Genomic DNA, 13,881 nt, shown 5'->3' on the forward strand with positions numbered 1-13,881 from the left:
AGCCCTCGCAACAAGCCCCCGCTACGCTCGTTCCCCACCCTGACACCTTCGCGTACTGAAAGGACAGGGCATGGCCAGGAACGACGATACCAAAACCTACGATAGCCGCAGTCACCAGACCCAGCGTCGCCGCACCGGCGCCGCAGGCCGGGACCGCCGCCGCGACAAAGTGATCGATACTGTGAAGGAACGCCCCTATACGGCAGCCGCGCTGGCGACCGTTGCCGCAGGCGCCGCCGCTTTCTTCCTCACCCGCGGCAAGGGAGACAAGCCGCTGATGAACTGGGGCCAGGATCGGCAGGACGGCCATTCGCCCAGCAGCAGTGCCGGGAAAGACGCGGTCACAGGTGGCACCAGCCCCTCGGCAGTCCAGGCCGCGGCGCTTGCCAACGCAGGCACGAGCACCAGCGCGTCGAGCACCGGCGGCACTGCAGCAGTCAATCGTGCCGACCAGCCAACCGGCACCAGCAAGCCGACCACGACGGGCAAAACCAGCGACGGCGGCAAGACCGGCGACAACGGCCTCGACGCCGCCGCCAAGGAGCAGACGAAAGCCGGTAGCATCGCTTACGGAGCCTAAGGGCCCGCAATGAATTGATCAGGGGTGCCGGGCGGTCTTCCGGCGCCCCTTTTCATGTCTGGAGCATCGAACCCATGTCCTTGTCGCTGAAACCCCTGTCGGATCAGGTGATGGTGATCGTCGGTGCCTCAAGCGGGATTGGCCTCGCCACCGCGCGCCGTGCCGCCGCGGCGGGCGCCCGGGTGGTTCTTGCCGCGCGCAACGCCGAGGCGCTCGACGAGGCCGTGGTCGCGATCCGCAACAAGGGCGGGCAGGCGACCGCGCTCGATCTCGACATTGCCGACGAAGGCGCCGCGCAGAGGCTTCTCGACCACGCGCTCGAGACGTTCGGCCGCGTCGACACCTGGGTCAACGATGCCGCCGCGGCCATCTATTCCCCGGTCGAGCAGGTCAGCCTCGAAGAGCATCGCCGCGTGTTCGACGTCGGCTATTTCGGGCTGGTGCAGGGCAGCCTCGCCGCCGCCAAGTATCTGCGGGCCCATGGCGGCGCGCTGATCAACATCGGGTCGGTCCTGTCGAACCGCGCCATCCCGCTGCAGGGCCCGTATTGCGCAATGAAGGCGGCGGTGATGCAGTTCACCGACACCCTCCGGATGGAGCTCGAACAGGACCGCGCACCGGTCAGCGTGACGCTGATAAAGCCGGCCGCGATCGACACCATGTATCCCGAACATGCCCGCAACAAGCTCGGCCAACCTGCCCGCCTGCCCCCGCCGCTCTACGACGCGGAACTGGTCGCCAAGGCGATCTGCTTTGCAGCCGCGAAGCAGCGCCGGACGCTGATCGTCGGTGGCGGCGGACTTGCGCTGACGACCTTCGCGCCTGCCCTTCCGCGGCTTGCCGACAAGGGGATGGAGCTGCTGGGCGGCGAGGTCAGCCAGACCTCGGACATCCCGCCCGCGCCAGGCACCAGCGACAATCTGTTCGAAGCGCGCCGCGATGGCCGGGTCGAGGGCAATCAGCAGCCATTCAAACGCAAGACCTCGCTATTCCTCGAAGCCCAGATGCACCCGGTTGCCGCCGCGGCCGTGCTCGGTTCGATGGCGGCGGGCGCGCTGTTCCTGTGGGCACGAGAGGAAAACCGCGACATCGGCACGGCCGAGGCCGAGCGCCGGATCAAGGCCGCCGGAATGAGCTAGGCGGAAACCCGCGGGTGGTTACCAGCCGCAGGTCTTGCCCTTGTTCTGTTCTTCCAGCCAGCGCTGCAGCGGAGCGAAATATTCCAGCATCGGCTTGCCGCTCATCTCGCGGCTGCCGGTGAAGGCCTCCAGCGCGTCGGGCCAGGGCTTGCTCGCGCCCATTTCCAGCATCGCGTTCAGCCGCTGGCCGACCTGCTTGTTGCCGTAGAAGGAGCAGCGATGGAGCGGGCCCTTCCAGCCCGACATGTCGCAGGCCGCCTTGTAGAACTGGAACTGCAGGATGCGCGCCAGGAAGTAACGGGCGTAGGGCGTGCTCGCCGGGATGTGATATTTGGCGCCCGGATCGAAGTCGGCCTCGGTCCGCTGGGTCGGCGGCGTGATCCCCTGATACTGGAGGCGAAGCTGGTTCCAGCCGGCCTCATAGTTCTGCGGGCTGATCGAGCCGTCGAACACGCCCCACCGCCACTTGTCGACCATCAGGCCGAAGGGCAGGAACGCGACCTTGTCCATCGCCTGGCGCAGCAGCAGCCCGGTATCCTTGCTGGCGTCGGGCACCTTGGCCCGATCGAGTAGGCCGATCTGGACCAGATATTCCGGGGTCACCGACAACGCGATGAAGTCGCCGATCGCTTCATGGAAGCCGTCGTTGGCGCCGTTGAGGTAGAGATAGGGCTGCTGATTGTAGGCGCGCTGGTAGAAATTGTGGCCGAGCTCGTGGTGGATTGTGACCAAATCCTCGCCATTGACCTTGGTGCACATCTTGATGCGCAGGTCGTCCTTGTTGTCGAGGTCCCAGGCCGAGGCGTGGCAGATCACCTCACGGCCTTCGGGCCGGACGATCTGGCTTCGCTTCCAGAAGGTGTCCGGCAGCGGCGCGAAACCGAGCGAGGTGTAGAAGCCCTCCCCGATCCTCACCATGTCGGTCGGGGTCTTCTTCTTGGCCTTGAGCAGTTCGGTGACGTCATAGCCGACGTCCCCTGCCCCCTTGGGCGCGACCACGTCGTAGATGTTGCCCCATTCCTGCGCCCACATGTTGCCCAGCAGGTCGGCGCGGATCGGCCCGGTCCGGGGCTGGATGGCATTGCCATATTTCGCGTTCAGGCGGTCGCGCGTGTAGCAGTGCAGCTGGTCGTAGAGCGGCTTCACCTCGCTCCACAGCCGGTCATACATGGCCGAGAATTCCTGCGGGGTCATGTCGTACTGCGACCGCCACATCGCGCCGCTGTCGGCATAGCCCAATTCCTTGGCGCCCTGGTTCGCGATCTCGACCATGCGGGTATAGTCGGTGCGCATCGGCCGTCCGACATTGTTGTTCCAGCTGGTCCAGATCTCGGCCGTCTTCTTCGGATCGCGCAGCTCACCCATCTGCTCTTCCGCGACGTCGCCGGTGATCTCCTTGCCATTCAGCGTCGCGCGGCCCTTGCCGTAGGTCGACGACAGGCGGGTCGAAATGGTGTTGAGCTCCGCCGCCGCGCCGGGGGTGGAAGGCGCCGCGAGGATTAGTGCGCCGCGCAGGATGTTCAGCTTGCGCGCGGTGTCGGGATCGAGCCCTGCGACCTTGGACCATTCCGCCGCTTCCTTGGCGTAGTTGACGCCCTTTTCGGTCTGGATGGTGCCGAAATAGGCGGCGACGGCGTCGGTATCATCGGTGATGTAGGTGGCGTTGACCCACTGCGACCGGGCCGAGATGACACCGAGGTCGAACAGATCCTTTTCGACTCCGGCGATGAACTGGCGAGCACCTTCGGGCGTGCGCGCCTGGTTCGAAACGATCATGTCCGGTGTCGCCTGCGAAGAAGCGGTCTGGACGGGGCCAGGCGCAGCGACAGAGCAGGCACCAAGTGCGAGGGCAACGAGGGAAACAGAAGCGGCCAATTTCATCGACTTGACGCCTTCACCAATGACTATCGGCGCGTCACTGCTCCCGCTTCACGCCTCCGTCAAGAAGCCCACCAGCGCGTCGCCGAGTGCCTTCTGGGTCACCGATGTCGTGTGCGTTCCGGGTATCTCGACATAGCGTGCGTTCGGCAGTGCCTCGGCGAGTGCCGGCGCGGAGCCGTTGTCGTGATCATCGGCCCCGCACAGCACCATGGTGGGCATGGCGAACGCGGCCAGCATCGCGTCGTCGACCCCTGAATTGCTTTCCAGGAGCAACCGGGTGGCGATGCGGTCGACCTTCTGGCTTTTCATGAACTGGATCGCGAACCAATGCCGGTCGCCGCGCAGGGCCTCGTCGAACTTCTCGAACGCCTCGATGAAGAAGCGATGGCGCTGCTCCCAGCCCATCAGCCCTTCCAGCCCCATGCCGGCAAGCACGGCGCGGCGCGGGTCAAGCCCCTGCCCGACCCCTTGAACGACCGTCCGGCTGCCGAGCGAGAAACCGCCGAGGTCATAGTCGCCAAGGCCTAGCTGCGCGACCAGTTCGGCAAGGTCGCGGCCAAGGATGCCCTTGGGATAGGAGGCCGGGTCATGCGGCTTGCCGCTTGCGCCATGGGCGCGAAGGTCGGGCATGATCACCCGGAACCCGGCGCCCGCCAGTTTCGCGGCATGGCCGAACTTTACCCAGTTGAGGTGGGCGTCGGAAAACAGGCCATGGACCAGGATCACCGGACGGCCGGACCCGGTTTCGTGAAAAGCCAGGTCCACGCCGTCCGAGGCGGTCCAGTGTTGGGTGGTAATGTCGCTCATTTGCAGCGCCCTAGCCCGAACCGAGGTCAGTCCGCCATCGCATGGGCGGCGGGGCCACCCTGCGGCTTGCCGGCCTTCTTCATCAGGAAGACCAGCGGCAGCGCGGCCAGCGTCACCCACATCATCAGGTAGAAGTCGTCGAGATAGGCGATGAACATCGCCTGCCGCGTGACCTCGGCATTGATGACGGCAAGCGCGACGCTTCCCTGCTGGCCGATCCGTTCGAGGAAATTGGGATCCAGCGTCGGGATGGTGCTGGCGGTCACGTGGCTGGCGATGTCGGCGTGCGCGACCTGCGTCATCCGCACCAGCTGCGAGCCGACGATGGCGATCCCGATCGACCCGCCGATATTGCGCGACAGGTTGAGCAGCGAAGCCGCCGAGGTCCGCAGCGCCGGCTTTAGCGTCGCAAAGGCAAGGCTCTGCATGGTGACGAAGATCAGCCCGATGCCAAGGCCCTGCACCACGCCCGACCAGATTACCGGCCCCGCCGGCTGGTCGAGCGCGAACCCGGTCATCATCCACAGGCTGGCCGCCATGCAGCTGATCCCGATCACCACCAGCAAGCGGCTGTCGAGCTTGCCGACCAGGCGGCCGGCGACGAGCATGGATATCAACGTTCCGACACCGCGCGGCGCGGTCAGCATGCCCGACTGCAGCACGCTGTAGCCGTACATCCGCTGCAACAATGGCGGCAGCAGCGCAAGGCCTGCCAGCAGCAGCACGCCGGTCACCGCCATGAACAGGAGGCCCGTCGCGAAATTGCGGTCGGCGAACATCGCCTTTTCGAAGATCGGCGCCTTGGCGGTCAGCGTGTGGATCACGAACATCCAGAAAAAGCCGATCGCGAGGCCAAGCTCGATGATGACTTCCCAGCTCTGGAACCAGTCCTGGCTCTCGCCACGATCAAGGAACATCTGCAGCGAACCAAGGGCGATGGCGATGAGCGCGAAACCGGCAAGGTCGAACGGCCGCCGGTTGGTCGGGCTTTCGGGCATGGTGCGCCACAGCATGAATCCGGCCAGCACGCCGACCGGCAGGTTGACGATAAACACCCAGCGCCAGTCGAAGCTGTCGGTCAGCCAGCCGCCCAGCACCGGCCCCATGATCGGCCCGATCATGATCCCGCCGCCGAAGAGGGCCATCGCCTGCGCGTGCTTTTCGGGCGGATTGATATCGAACATGGTCGCCTGCGCGAGCGGAACCAGGAAGGCGCCGCTGATCCCCTGGAGGATGCGGAAGGCGACCATTTCCGGCAGCGAGGTGGCGATGGCGCAGAGGAGGCTGGCGATGGTGAAGCCGACCACCGCCATCAGCATCAGCTTGCGCCGCCCGATCCGTTCCGCAAGCCAGCCGGCGATCGGAATGGCGATGGCCGAGGCGACGATATAGCTCGTCAGCACCCAGTTCACGCTTTCCTGCGTGGCGGCGAGGCTCGCCTGCATGTGCGGCAGCGCGACGTTGGCGATGGTGGTGTCGAGCACCTGCATCAGCACCGCGAGCATCAGCGCGGTGGTGACGAGGACGTGCTGCGTCCGGTCGAGATTGGTGGCGGCGGCCATCGGTCAGCTCAGCGTCGCGCGGGCGCCGCTCAATCCTCTACTTCGACCGTGACCGCGGCGCTCAGCCCCGCGATCATCGGTTTGGCAGGCTTGCCGTCGAAGCGGATGCGGACGGGAACGCGCTGCGTCACCTTGACCCAGTTGCCATTGGCATTCTGCGCCGGAAGGATCGCGAATTCGCTGCCCGTGCCCGCGCCGATGCTGGCGACCCGACCGGTAATCTCGAGCCCCGGATATGCGTCGATCTTGACCCGTGCGCGCTGGCCGGGAGCCATCTTCGCCAGATCCTTTTCCTTGAAATTGGCTTCGATCCAGCTGTCACCGGCGCCAACCAGGCTGAGCAGCCCGATCCCGGGCACCGCCTGCTGACCGGGCAGAAGCCGTTCGGTATTGGAGACAACGCCGGCGCTCGGCGCGCGAACGTCGGTCCGAGCAAGGTTCAGCCGCGCCTGGGCGATCGCGGCCCGCGCCGCCTGCTCGCCCGGCTGGTCACCGGTCGGCGCGATCGCCGACTGCGCATTCGCCGCATCGGCCCGCGCTTCGGCAAGCTTTGTCCTGGCCGCGGTAACCTGCGCCAACGCCGCGTCATAGTTGACCCGCGTGGTGAAGCCCTGGCGGAGCAATTCCGACTGCCGGTCGAGCGACCGCTGGGCGATCGTCAGCTGTCCTTGCGCGCCGATGATGTCGGCGCCGGTGCCGGCCGCCTTGGTCACGACCTCGCGCTCTGCAAGCTGGGCCTGCGCAAGCTGCGCCTCGGCCTGAAGCAGGGCGACGCGATAGGGCGCTGGATCGATCCGGAACAGAAGCTGGCCCGGACGGACCTGCTGGCCTTCCTTGACGAATACCTCGGCGATCGGCCCCGACACCTGCGCGCCGACCGAGGTGATATCCTGCTTCACCTGGGCATTGTCGGTTTCGACCTTGCCCTGGCCCGACCACCACATCCATGCGCCGCCCGCAAGCAGCAGCAGCGGCACGAGCAGCAGCAGCGCAATGCGCCTGGCCTTGTTCGGTGCCTTTGCCGGCTCGCTCTCGTCGACCAGCGGCTTGCCGGTGAGCTTGGTTTCCTGATTCATGCCGATGCCTTCGTTCGCGGCGCCATGCCGCTGATATTGCTACGGATGGCGGCGAGCAGGGCCTTGGTCCGCTCCACCTCCGCGGGGTCGAGGTTGCCGAAAATCTCGGCCGAAAAATCGTCTGCGAGCACCTGAAGCCGCTTCATCAGCGGCGCCGCGCCCTCGCACAGGTAAAGCTGCCACGCCCGCCGGTCGGACGGATCGCGCCGCCGCTCGACCAGCTTGGCTTCCTCGAGCTTGTCGATGATCCGGCAAAGCGTGATCGGCTCAATGTCCATGCGGTCGGCCAGTTCCACCTGCCGTTGTCCCGGCTGATGATCGAGCCGTGCCAGCACCCGCCATTGCGCGCGCGTGATGCCAAGCTCGCCCGCGCGCCGGTCAAAGGCGCGACGAAGGGAGTGCGCGGTTTCGCCGATATCCCAAGCCAGTTGTTCCATGGATGCGGCATATAGTAAGGTTGCTTACTAATTCAACAGGCCTGACCTTTGGCCCAGTGAACCCTCCCCGCGCGCCGTCCGTTCAGCTCTACAATTCAGGAGGATAAGCGATGGAAGACGAACGTATCTGGGCGATGGAAGAGAAGCTCTGGAAGGGTGGCGACGCGGTGTACGAGGAGCTGGTCGATGAAAATGTCGTCATGGCCCTGCCCGCCGAACCCTTCCTGTTTTCGCGCGATCAGGCAAAGGCCGCGGTCAAGGACACGCCGCGCTGGGAACAGGTGCGCTTTTCAGACCAGAAAGTGACCCGGCCCGAGGAAGGGCTGATCGTGATCGGCTATCGGGTCGAAGCCACGCGCGGCGAGGAAACCTACCGCTGCTACGCGAGCTCGACCATGATGCGCCGCGGGCACGAAGACTGGACCGTGGTCAGCCACAGCCAGGTGGTCCCGCCCAAGGCGGTGGTCGATGAGGCGAACGCCTGACCGCATTGCGAGAGCGGCAAACGCGCCATGACGGAATACCCACAAACGCCCGACGGCCGCTATTTCGTGGTTCGCGGGCGCTTGTGGCGGCTCAGCAATCCGGCGCTCGATTCCGTCCGGCGACAAGAGCTGGTGGTGGAGCTAATGAATGCCCGCCGCAAGCGGGACCGTGCCCGGGTCGATGCTGCGAAGCGCGCCCTGGGTGAACGCGGCCCGGTGTGGTGGACCGATGGCGTGCCCGACTGGAACCGCCACCTCGCGAAGAATACGCCCTACGCCGGCTGGTGGGCCGCTCAGACCCCGCCCATGACGATCGAATAGCCGGCGCTTTCCATGCTGGCCTGGAGGAGGTCGGCGACCGCCTGCGCTTCGCCAGCATCTTCCGACCGGACGACGAAGTTGGCGCCGACCCGTCCTTCGCGGAAGAAGGGATAGGAGCCGATCGCAATGCCTTCGTGCGCCCTTTCGGTCTCGCGCAGCAGGTCGGCGACCTCGCTCTCGGGAACCATGCCGCCAAGGGTGACGCTGATCACCGGGCGCCCGCCCTCGAGGGTTCCGGTCAGGGCGTCGAGCATTCCCGCGGCGATGTGCGGGACCCCGGCGAGGATGAAGATGTGGCCGTGGCGGATGCCCGGCGCGCCCGACACCTTGTTGACGATGAGGTCGGCCCCGTCGGGCACCCGCGCCATGCGCAGCCGCGCGTCGGTCACCCCGCCGCGGGTCTCGTAATAGCGTTCGAGGATGGCACGCGCGTCCGGGTGCACGACGACCTCGACGCCAAGCGCGGCGGCGATCGCATCGACGGTGATGTCATCATGGGTCGGCCCGATGCCACCGGTGGTGAAGAGATAGTCATTCTCGGCGCGCAGCGCGTTGGCGGCGGCGACGATCTTCTCCAGCACGTCGGGCACTACCCGCACCTCGGCTAGTCGGATCCCCTGCACGTTCAGCCAGGTCGCCACCTGCGCGACATTCCGGTCCTGCGTCCGTCCGGACAGGATTTCGTCGCCGATGATCAGCAGCGCGGCGGTCCAGGTCTTGTGTTCGGGCATGACAGCGCAGCTAGGCGTCCCCCCGGCCCTCGGCAAGCTCACCCTCGGGCGAGGTCGACAGCAGCGCGATCGAGGACCGGGTCGCGCCCGGCGGCGATGTCGGCGATGGTCGGCATGACGGCGACGTCCGGGCGCAGCCCTTCGTCCGGCTGGTTGCCGCCCGGAAAATAGCCGACCAGCGGCAGGTCGAACTCCAGCCCGCTTGCCGGCAGCCGGACGAAGAAGAAGCAGCCGCCGTTGATTCCGCGCCGATTGCCGCCCGTGGTCCGCCCATAGAGCTTACCGCCGCCGATCGCCCGGAAGTTGTTGGCGAACTGGAAGGTGGCGGAGCTGTTCACCGGCCCCGTCAGCACCGCGACCCTGACCGGCAGCCGCTTGCCCGCCGGTGCGATCGACAGCGTGTCCTCACCCGCCGGACGCAGGAAGAAGCCGTTCGGCAAATCGGTCGCCTTCTCCCCCAGGGTGCGGAAGCTGTCGTCCCAGGTATCGAGATAGCGGTCGAGCGCTGCGGGGGTACGGCGAAAGCGCAGGCGCTGCTCCAGCAGGGGCGGGGTCCACGGCCGGTCGATCAGCCGCGCCAGTATAAGGTCGCCGCAGTCCGCCCCGCCTTCATTGTCGCGCAGGTCGACCACCAGCCCCCTGGCGCAGCTCAGGCTGTCGAGCCGGTCGTTCAGCCAACCCTTCCAGTCCCACTTGCTGTTCCAGAGCGCCCAGCCGGGCATCGTCAAGACCGCGATCCCATCGGCCCGCATCGTCCACTGCCACAGCGGCTCGGCCTCCTTCACCTCGGGACCCGTCTTCGTCGCTTGCCGCGCAGCAAGGCCGATGGCGGGCAGCGACAGCGTCTGCCGCCTGCCCGATGGATCGATCACCTCCAGCCGATGCTCGCCACCCGTTGGCGGTGCGAGCAGCCCCTGGAAGACGTCGAATGTCTCGATCTCGTCGTCGCCGCGCACTTCCAGAAGCGAAACGCGCTTGGCGTCATTGTGACCGTCGGCCCGGATCAGCGGGAGCAGCCGGTCGCGAAGGCGGGCGGGATCCTCCCCGTTCAGTCGCAGGACGCGGGTTCCGGGCTGGAGCGAGCCGCCGGGATGACGGACGACGACCATCGCCCGGTCGATCCACACGAAGTGTAGCGGGAGCCGCGTCGGCCGGTCGAACAGCGCGGCCGCAACCGCTTTGCGCTGGTTGAAGAAGTTGCCGTAGCTGTGCCCGCAGCGGATCGCCGCGGTCAGCCGCGTGAGCGCCAGATAGCGGCCAGCGAGGTTAGGCGCCGCCGAAAACTCCGCGGCGAACCGCTGCAGACGGCCTTCGAATGCGGCCGGGCTGTTGTAGCGATAAAGCCCGGGATGAAGCTTGAGCGCTTCGCGAAGGATGGCGACATCGCCCGCCAGATCTGGAGGGGCTGGCTGGTCGGCGGCGAGGGCTCGCGCCGAAAGGCCGCTCAGGACGGCCGCGCCGCCTGCCTTGAGAAAGGTTCTGCGCCGCACCCCACGCTCCTTCGACATTTGGCGGCCCCGCGCCTACATAGCACGCATGACTCAATATGTGACCGTCGCCCCCGAGGACCGCAGCGAAGCCCGCAGCGGCGTCATCAAGCTTCATGGCCCCGAAGCCTTCGAGGGCATGCGCGCCGCCGGCCGCCTTGCCGCGGAAATCCTTGACGCGATGGTGCCGCTGGTCGCTCCGGGCGTCACCACCCAGGAGATCGACGACGCGGTGTTCCGCATGATGCGCGAGGCCGGGGCAGTCCCGGCGACGCTCGGCTACCGCGGCTATACCCACAGCTGCTGCACTTCAATCAACCAGGTGGTCTGCCACGGTATTCCGGGCGACCGGCAGCTCAAGGACGGCGACATCGTCAACATCGACGTCACGCCGATCCTCAACGGTTGGCACGGCGACAGCAGCCGAATGTACCTGGTCGGCGATGTCGGCGTGAAGGCGCGGCGGCTGGTCGATGTCACCTACGAGTGCCTGATGATCGGGCTGGAACAGGCCAAGCCCGGCAACCGCCTCGGCGACGTCAGCGCCGCCATCCAGCACCATGCGGAAAAGAACCGCTATTCGGTCGTGCGCGACTTCTGCGGCCATGGCCTCGGGCGCCTGTTCCATGACAGCCCCGAGGTGGTCCACGCCGGCCGCGCGGGCACCGGGCCCGAACTTCGCCCGGGGATGCTGTTCACGGTCGAACCGATGATCAATATCGGCCGCGCCGACTGCAAGATGCTCGACGATGGTTGGACCGCGGTCACCCGCGACCGCTCGCTATCGGCGCAGTTCGAGCATTCGATCGGGATTACCGAGAACGGCTGCGAGATCTTTACCGAAAGCCCCAAGGGCCTGCACCGCCCGCCCTATTGAGGCGTGGCTACCAGCCAGCGACCAGTTTCTCCGCCCTCGCCACGTCCTCGGGGAAGTCGACTTCGCCCCATTCCTCGCCAGCGATGTCGAGCGTCCACACATCGCTCGACTGCGCGAGATGGTGGATCACCCGCAAATACCAGATCTGCGTCCCTTCCGGCGATCGCATCGCCTGCTCGATCGCGTTCCGGAAGCGTTCCGCGCCGTCGCCCCGAAAGGCGAGCAGGCCGATCGATTCCGCGTTGATCCCGTCGGCATCGGTCAGCCGCTTGCCGATCGCGCGGAGCCGGCCGCCCTCTTCGACGACCTTCATATCGTCGGCGTCATAGCCCTCGGCCTTGCGGTCGATGGTGACGCAGATGCCCTGCCGGCTGTTGGCCACCACCTTCTTCATGAGCGCGGGCGAGACCATCGTATCGCCGTTCCACACCAAGGTGTCGCTCGCCAGCGCCTCGCGCGCGACGAACAGCGAACCGGTATTGTCGGCCACCTTGTAGAAGGGGTTAAAGACCGTACGGACGTGAGGCCCCTCGCCTGCCGCGCGGCGCCGTTCGAGCGCAGCCTCGACCGCCTCGTCCTTGAAGCCGGTGACCACCACCACCTGGCTGACCCCGCAGCCGGCAGCGACGTCGAGCTGGCGGTCTAGCAATGTCCGCCCGCCGAACTCGATAAGACATTTGGGCCGCTCGCTGGTGAGCTGGCCGAGGCGGGAACCCTGTCCCGCCGACAGGATGATCGCCTGACGCATGGCCAGAGCGGTTGCCGGAACATTGCGGCAAAGCCAAGACACTGGTTAAGCTGCCCGAACAGCCGGTGGAGAGAAGCACGTTGAAAAAGGTCGAAGCGATCATCAAGCCGTTCAAGCTGGACGACGTGAAGGACGCGCTGCACGAAGTGGGGGTGAGCGGAATGACCGTCACCGAGGTCAAGGGTTTCGGTCGGCAGAAGGGCCATACCGAGCTCTATCGCGGCGCCGAATATGTCATCGACTTCCTGCCCAAGGTGAAGATCGAGGTGGTGGTGGAAGACAGCCTGGTCGCCAATACGGTGGAGGCGATCGCCGCCGCCGCGCGCACCGGCCGGATCGGCGACGGCAAGATCTTCGTCTCTCCGATCGATCAGGCCTACCGGATCCGCACCGGGGACGAGGGCGCCGATGCGATCTGAGGCAACGCACGTTCAGTGACGGCCCCTGACCCCCGCCTCGCGTCGATGGCGCCCGACGAGCTGCGCAGCCACATGCGCGCGCTCGGCTATCGGACGCAGAACGATCTTGCCGGCGCGATCGGCGTCAGTCGCTCGGCGGTTTCGCTGTGGCTGGAAGGGAAAGTGGGAGTGCCGCGCCCCGTCGCCATGCTCTTGCGCATGCTGGTCGCCGCGCAGCGTCGGCCGTTTTAGCCTAGCGCCAGAGCTGGAGGCTTCGCACCGCTTCGGGAAACTGCATGTTCTCGTCCAGCCGGCTGAGCTGGCGGTCGGCAAGCTGCCAGCGCTGCGCGATCCCCGAGCGCCGCCAGAAATCGGTCATCCACCAGCTTCCCGACAGGTCCTTGCCGTCGATCTCGGCTTTCAGTTCCAGTTCGGCGGCAAACACCGCGGACGGACCCAGCGTGCGCGAATAGACGCTGTTCCCGAAGCGGTAGCCATGCAGGCGCCAGCCCGCACCCGCCGCCTCGACCAGACTCTTGCGATCGAGCAGCACCGGCGCCCTCGCCCCGACCACAAGCCGGAAGCGGCTGTTCAGCAGCTTCTTCAGGACCTTGCGGTCGCCCTCGATCCACGATCGCATCAGCTGGTGCTCCAGCGCCTCGATGCGCATATTCCCCTCGTTCGCCATGATCCGGCTCATAGCGCCGCGTTGCAGCGAGGCAACGGAGAGATAGGATGTGCCGTCACGCGCACGAAGGCGGGAACGCTCGCACTGCTCACCGATTGAACAGGTGATGGACTTGGCAGCCTTTCATCTCGAACTGGCGACCCTGCTCCCCGCGATCGGCGGCACGATCGGCGGCGCCCTGCTCCTATTCCTCCTCGTGACGATGCTCACCGCCTGCTCGATCCCCGGGCTGCTTATCCCGATGAGCCTGACCGGCGGCATCCTGCTGGGGCCGTGGCTTGCGGTTCTGACCGTTACCGCCGGGGCGATGACGGGGAGCCTGTTCCTGTTTAGCCTGACCCGGCGGTTCGGCGCCGAGCGGCTGAGGCAAAGGTTCGGAAGCCGGCTCGAACCCATGGAGCGGAGGTTGACCCAGGTCGGCCCCTACGCGGTGGTCGCGCTTCGGATCGCGGGCGTCCCGGGCCCTCTCATCACCGCCGGCGCCGCGATCACGACGATGGGCCGCACCCCCTTCGCCCTCGCGACCCTTGCCGGGCTGCTGCCCTCGGTGACGCTGGCGGCGGCAAGTCCACACCTGCTCTTCGGTTGATCGGTTCCCGCGAAATCTTCACCCTGCCCTTGGCCTGATCGGGCGGGTGGGGAATCGCTGGCAGCGTACTTCATC

The 13,881-nt window shown here is 66.5% G+C and carries 17 protein-coding genes; 8 read left to right on the forward strand and 9 right to left on the reverse strand.

The genetic code is table 11. The features are described from left to right. Window positions 1-70 precede the first annotated feature (70 nt). On the forward strand, window positions 71-580 hold the full coding sequence (locus ABD729_RS12655; protein WP_344710811.1) for a hypothetical protein: 510 nt from the start codon (window positions 71-73) through the stop codon (window positions 578-580). Window positions 581-654: 74 nt separating this feature from the next. Beyond that, window positions 655-1,719 carry an SDR family oxidoreductase gene (locus ABD729_RS12660; RefSeq protein ID WP_344710813.1) on the forward strand — a complete coding sequence of 355 codons (1,065 nt, stop codon included), beginning with the start codon at window positions 655-657 and terminating at the stop codon, window positions 1,717-1,719. 18 nt (window positions 1,720-1,737) lie between these two features. On the opposite strand, the gene ABD729_RS12665 is transcribed toward ABD729_RS12660, so the two are convergent. From ABD729_RS12665 to ABD729_RS12685, 5 genes are read right to left on the reverse strand one after another with little or no spacing between them, the layout of a single operon-like run. Then, window positions 1,738-3,600, reverse strand: a complete 1,863-nt coding sequence (locus ABD729_RS12665; RefSeq protein WP_344710815.1) for a M2 family metallopeptidase — start codon at window positions 3,598-3,600, stop codon at window positions 1,738-1,740. 48 nt (window positions 3,601-3,648) lie between these two features. Next, a complete protein-coding gene (locus tag ABD729_RS12670) occupies window positions 3,649-4,407 on the reverse strand; it encodes an alpha/beta fold hydrolase (protein ID WP_344710817.1) in 759 nt (252 codons plus the stop codon). Between the two features lie 26 nt (window positions 4,408-4,433). Continuing rightward, a complete protein-coding gene (locus ABD729_RS12675) occupies window positions 4,434-5,969 on the reverse strand; it encodes a DHA2 family efflux MFS transporter permease subunit (protein ID WP_344710819.1) in 1,536 nt (511 codons plus the stop codon). Between the two features lie 29 nt (window positions 5,970-5,998). After that, window positions 5,999-7,045: an HlyD family secretion protein gene (locus ABD729_RS12680; RefSeq protein WP_344710821.1), complete on the reverse strand. Its 1,047-nt coding sequence runs from the start codon at window positions 7,043-7,045 to the stop codon at window positions 5,999-6,001. Next, window positions 7,042-7,482 carry a MarR family winged helix-turn-helix transcriptional regulator gene (locus ABD729_RS12685; RefSeq protein WP_344710823.1) on the reverse strand — a complete coding sequence of 147 codons (441 nt, stop codon included), beginning with the start codon at window positions 7,480-7,482 and terminating at the stop codon, window positions 7,042-7,044. Before ABD729_RS12685 ends, ABD729_RS12680 begins: the two co-directional genes overlap by 4 nt. Window positions 7,483-7,592: 110 nt before the next feature. On the opposite strand from ABD729_RS12685, the gene ABD729_RS12690 reads away from it, so the two are divergent. Further along, window positions 7,593-7,967 (forward strand): DUF4440 domain-containing protein, encoded by a 375-nt coding sequence (locus tag ABD729_RS12690; RefSeq protein WP_344710825.1) that lies wholly within the window; start codon window positions 7,593-7,595, stop codon window positions 7,965-7,967. A gap of 27 nt (window positions 7,968-7,994) precedes the next feature. Beyond that, window positions 7,995-8,288 carry a hypothetical protein gene (locus tag ABD729_RS12695; RefSeq protein WP_344710827.1) on the forward strand — a complete coding sequence of 98 codons (294 nt, stop codon included), beginning with the start codon at window positions 7,995-7,997 and terminating at the stop codon, window positions 8,286-8,288. On the opposite strand, the gene ABD729_RS12700 is transcribed toward ABD729_RS12695, so the two are convergent. Both ABD729_RS12700 and ABD729_RS12705 read right to left on the reverse strand, forming a co-directional pair. After that, window positions 8,261-9,019 (reverse strand): competence/damage-inducible protein A, encoded by a 759-nt coding sequence (locus ABD729_RS12700; protein ID WP_344710828.1) that lies wholly within the window; start codon window positions 9,017-9,019, stop codon window positions 8,261-8,263. The genes ABD729_RS12695 and ABD729_RS12700 overlap by 28 nt on opposite strands. 38 nt (window positions 9,020-9,057) lie before the next feature. Then, on the reverse strand, window positions 9,058-10,509 hold the full coding sequence (locus tag ABD729_RS12705; protein WP_344710830.1) for a S41 family peptidase: 1,452 nt from the start codon (window positions 10,507-10,509) through the stop codon (window positions 9,058-9,060). A gap of 46 nt (window positions 10,510-10,555) precedes the next feature. Here ABD729_RS12705 and map point away from each other — a divergent pair, with 46 nt between their 5' ends. After that, the gene (map, locus tag ABD729_RS12710; protein WP_344710832.1) at window positions 10,556-11,383 is read left to right on the forward strand and encodes a type I methionyl aminopeptidase; all 828 of its coding nucleotides are present in this window, start codon (window positions 10,556-10,558) and stop codon (window positions 11,381-11,383) included. A 7-nt stretch (window positions 11,384-11,390) separates the two neighbouring features. Here the strand turns inward: map and ABD729_RS12715 are convergent, their stop codons facing one another. After that, window positions 11,391-12,137 carry a phosphocholine cytidylyltransferase family protein gene (locus ABD729_RS12715; protein WP_344711452.1) on the reverse strand — a complete coding sequence of 249 codons (747 nt, stop codon included), beginning with the start codon at window positions 12,135-12,137 and terminating at the stop codon, window positions 11,391-11,393. Between the two features lie 74 nt (window positions 12,138-12,211). On the opposite strand from ABD729_RS12715, the gene ABD729_RS12720 reads away from it, so the two are divergent. After that, window positions 12,212-12,550: a P-II family nitrogen regulator gene (locus tag ABD729_RS12720; RefSeq protein WP_344710833.1), complete on the forward strand. Its 339-nt coding sequence runs from the start codon at window positions 12,212-12,214 to the stop codon at window positions 12,548-12,550. A 15-nt stretch (window positions 12,551-12,565) separates the two neighbouring features. Then, complete coding sequence (locus ABD729_RS12725; RefSeq protein WP_344710835.1) at window positions 12,566-12,781, forward strand: helix-turn-helix domain-containing protein; 216 nt, start codon at window positions 12,566-12,568, stop codon at window positions 12,779-12,781. Between the two features lies 1 nt (window position 12,782). Here the strand turns inward: ABD729_RS12725 and ABD729_RS12730 are convergent, their stop codons facing one another. Then, the gene (locus ABD729_RS12730) at window positions 12,783-13,217 is read right to left on the reverse strand and encodes a nuclear transport factor 2 family protein (RefSeq protein ID WP_344710837.1); all 435 of its coding nucleotides are present in this window, start codon (window positions 13,215-13,217) and stop codon (window positions 12,783-12,785) included. 112 nt (window positions 13,218-13,329) lie between these two features. Here ABD729_RS12730 and ABD729_RS12735 point away from each other — a divergent pair, with 112 nt between their 5' ends. Next, the gene (locus ABD729_RS12735; RefSeq protein WP_344710839.1) at window positions 13,330-13,806 is read left to right on the forward strand and encodes a VTT domain-containing protein; all 477 of its coding nucleotides are present in this window, start codon (window positions 13,330-13,332) and stop codon (window positions 13,804-13,806) included. The last annotated feature ends 75 nt before the right edge of the window (window positions 13,807-13,881 follow it).

The sequence above is a fragment of the Sphingomonas humi genome (assembly GCF_039536725.1).
Taxonomy (GTDB): Bacteria; Pseudomonadota; Alphaproteobacteria; order Sphingomonadales; family Sphingomonadaceae; genus Sphingomicrobium; species Sphingomicrobium humi.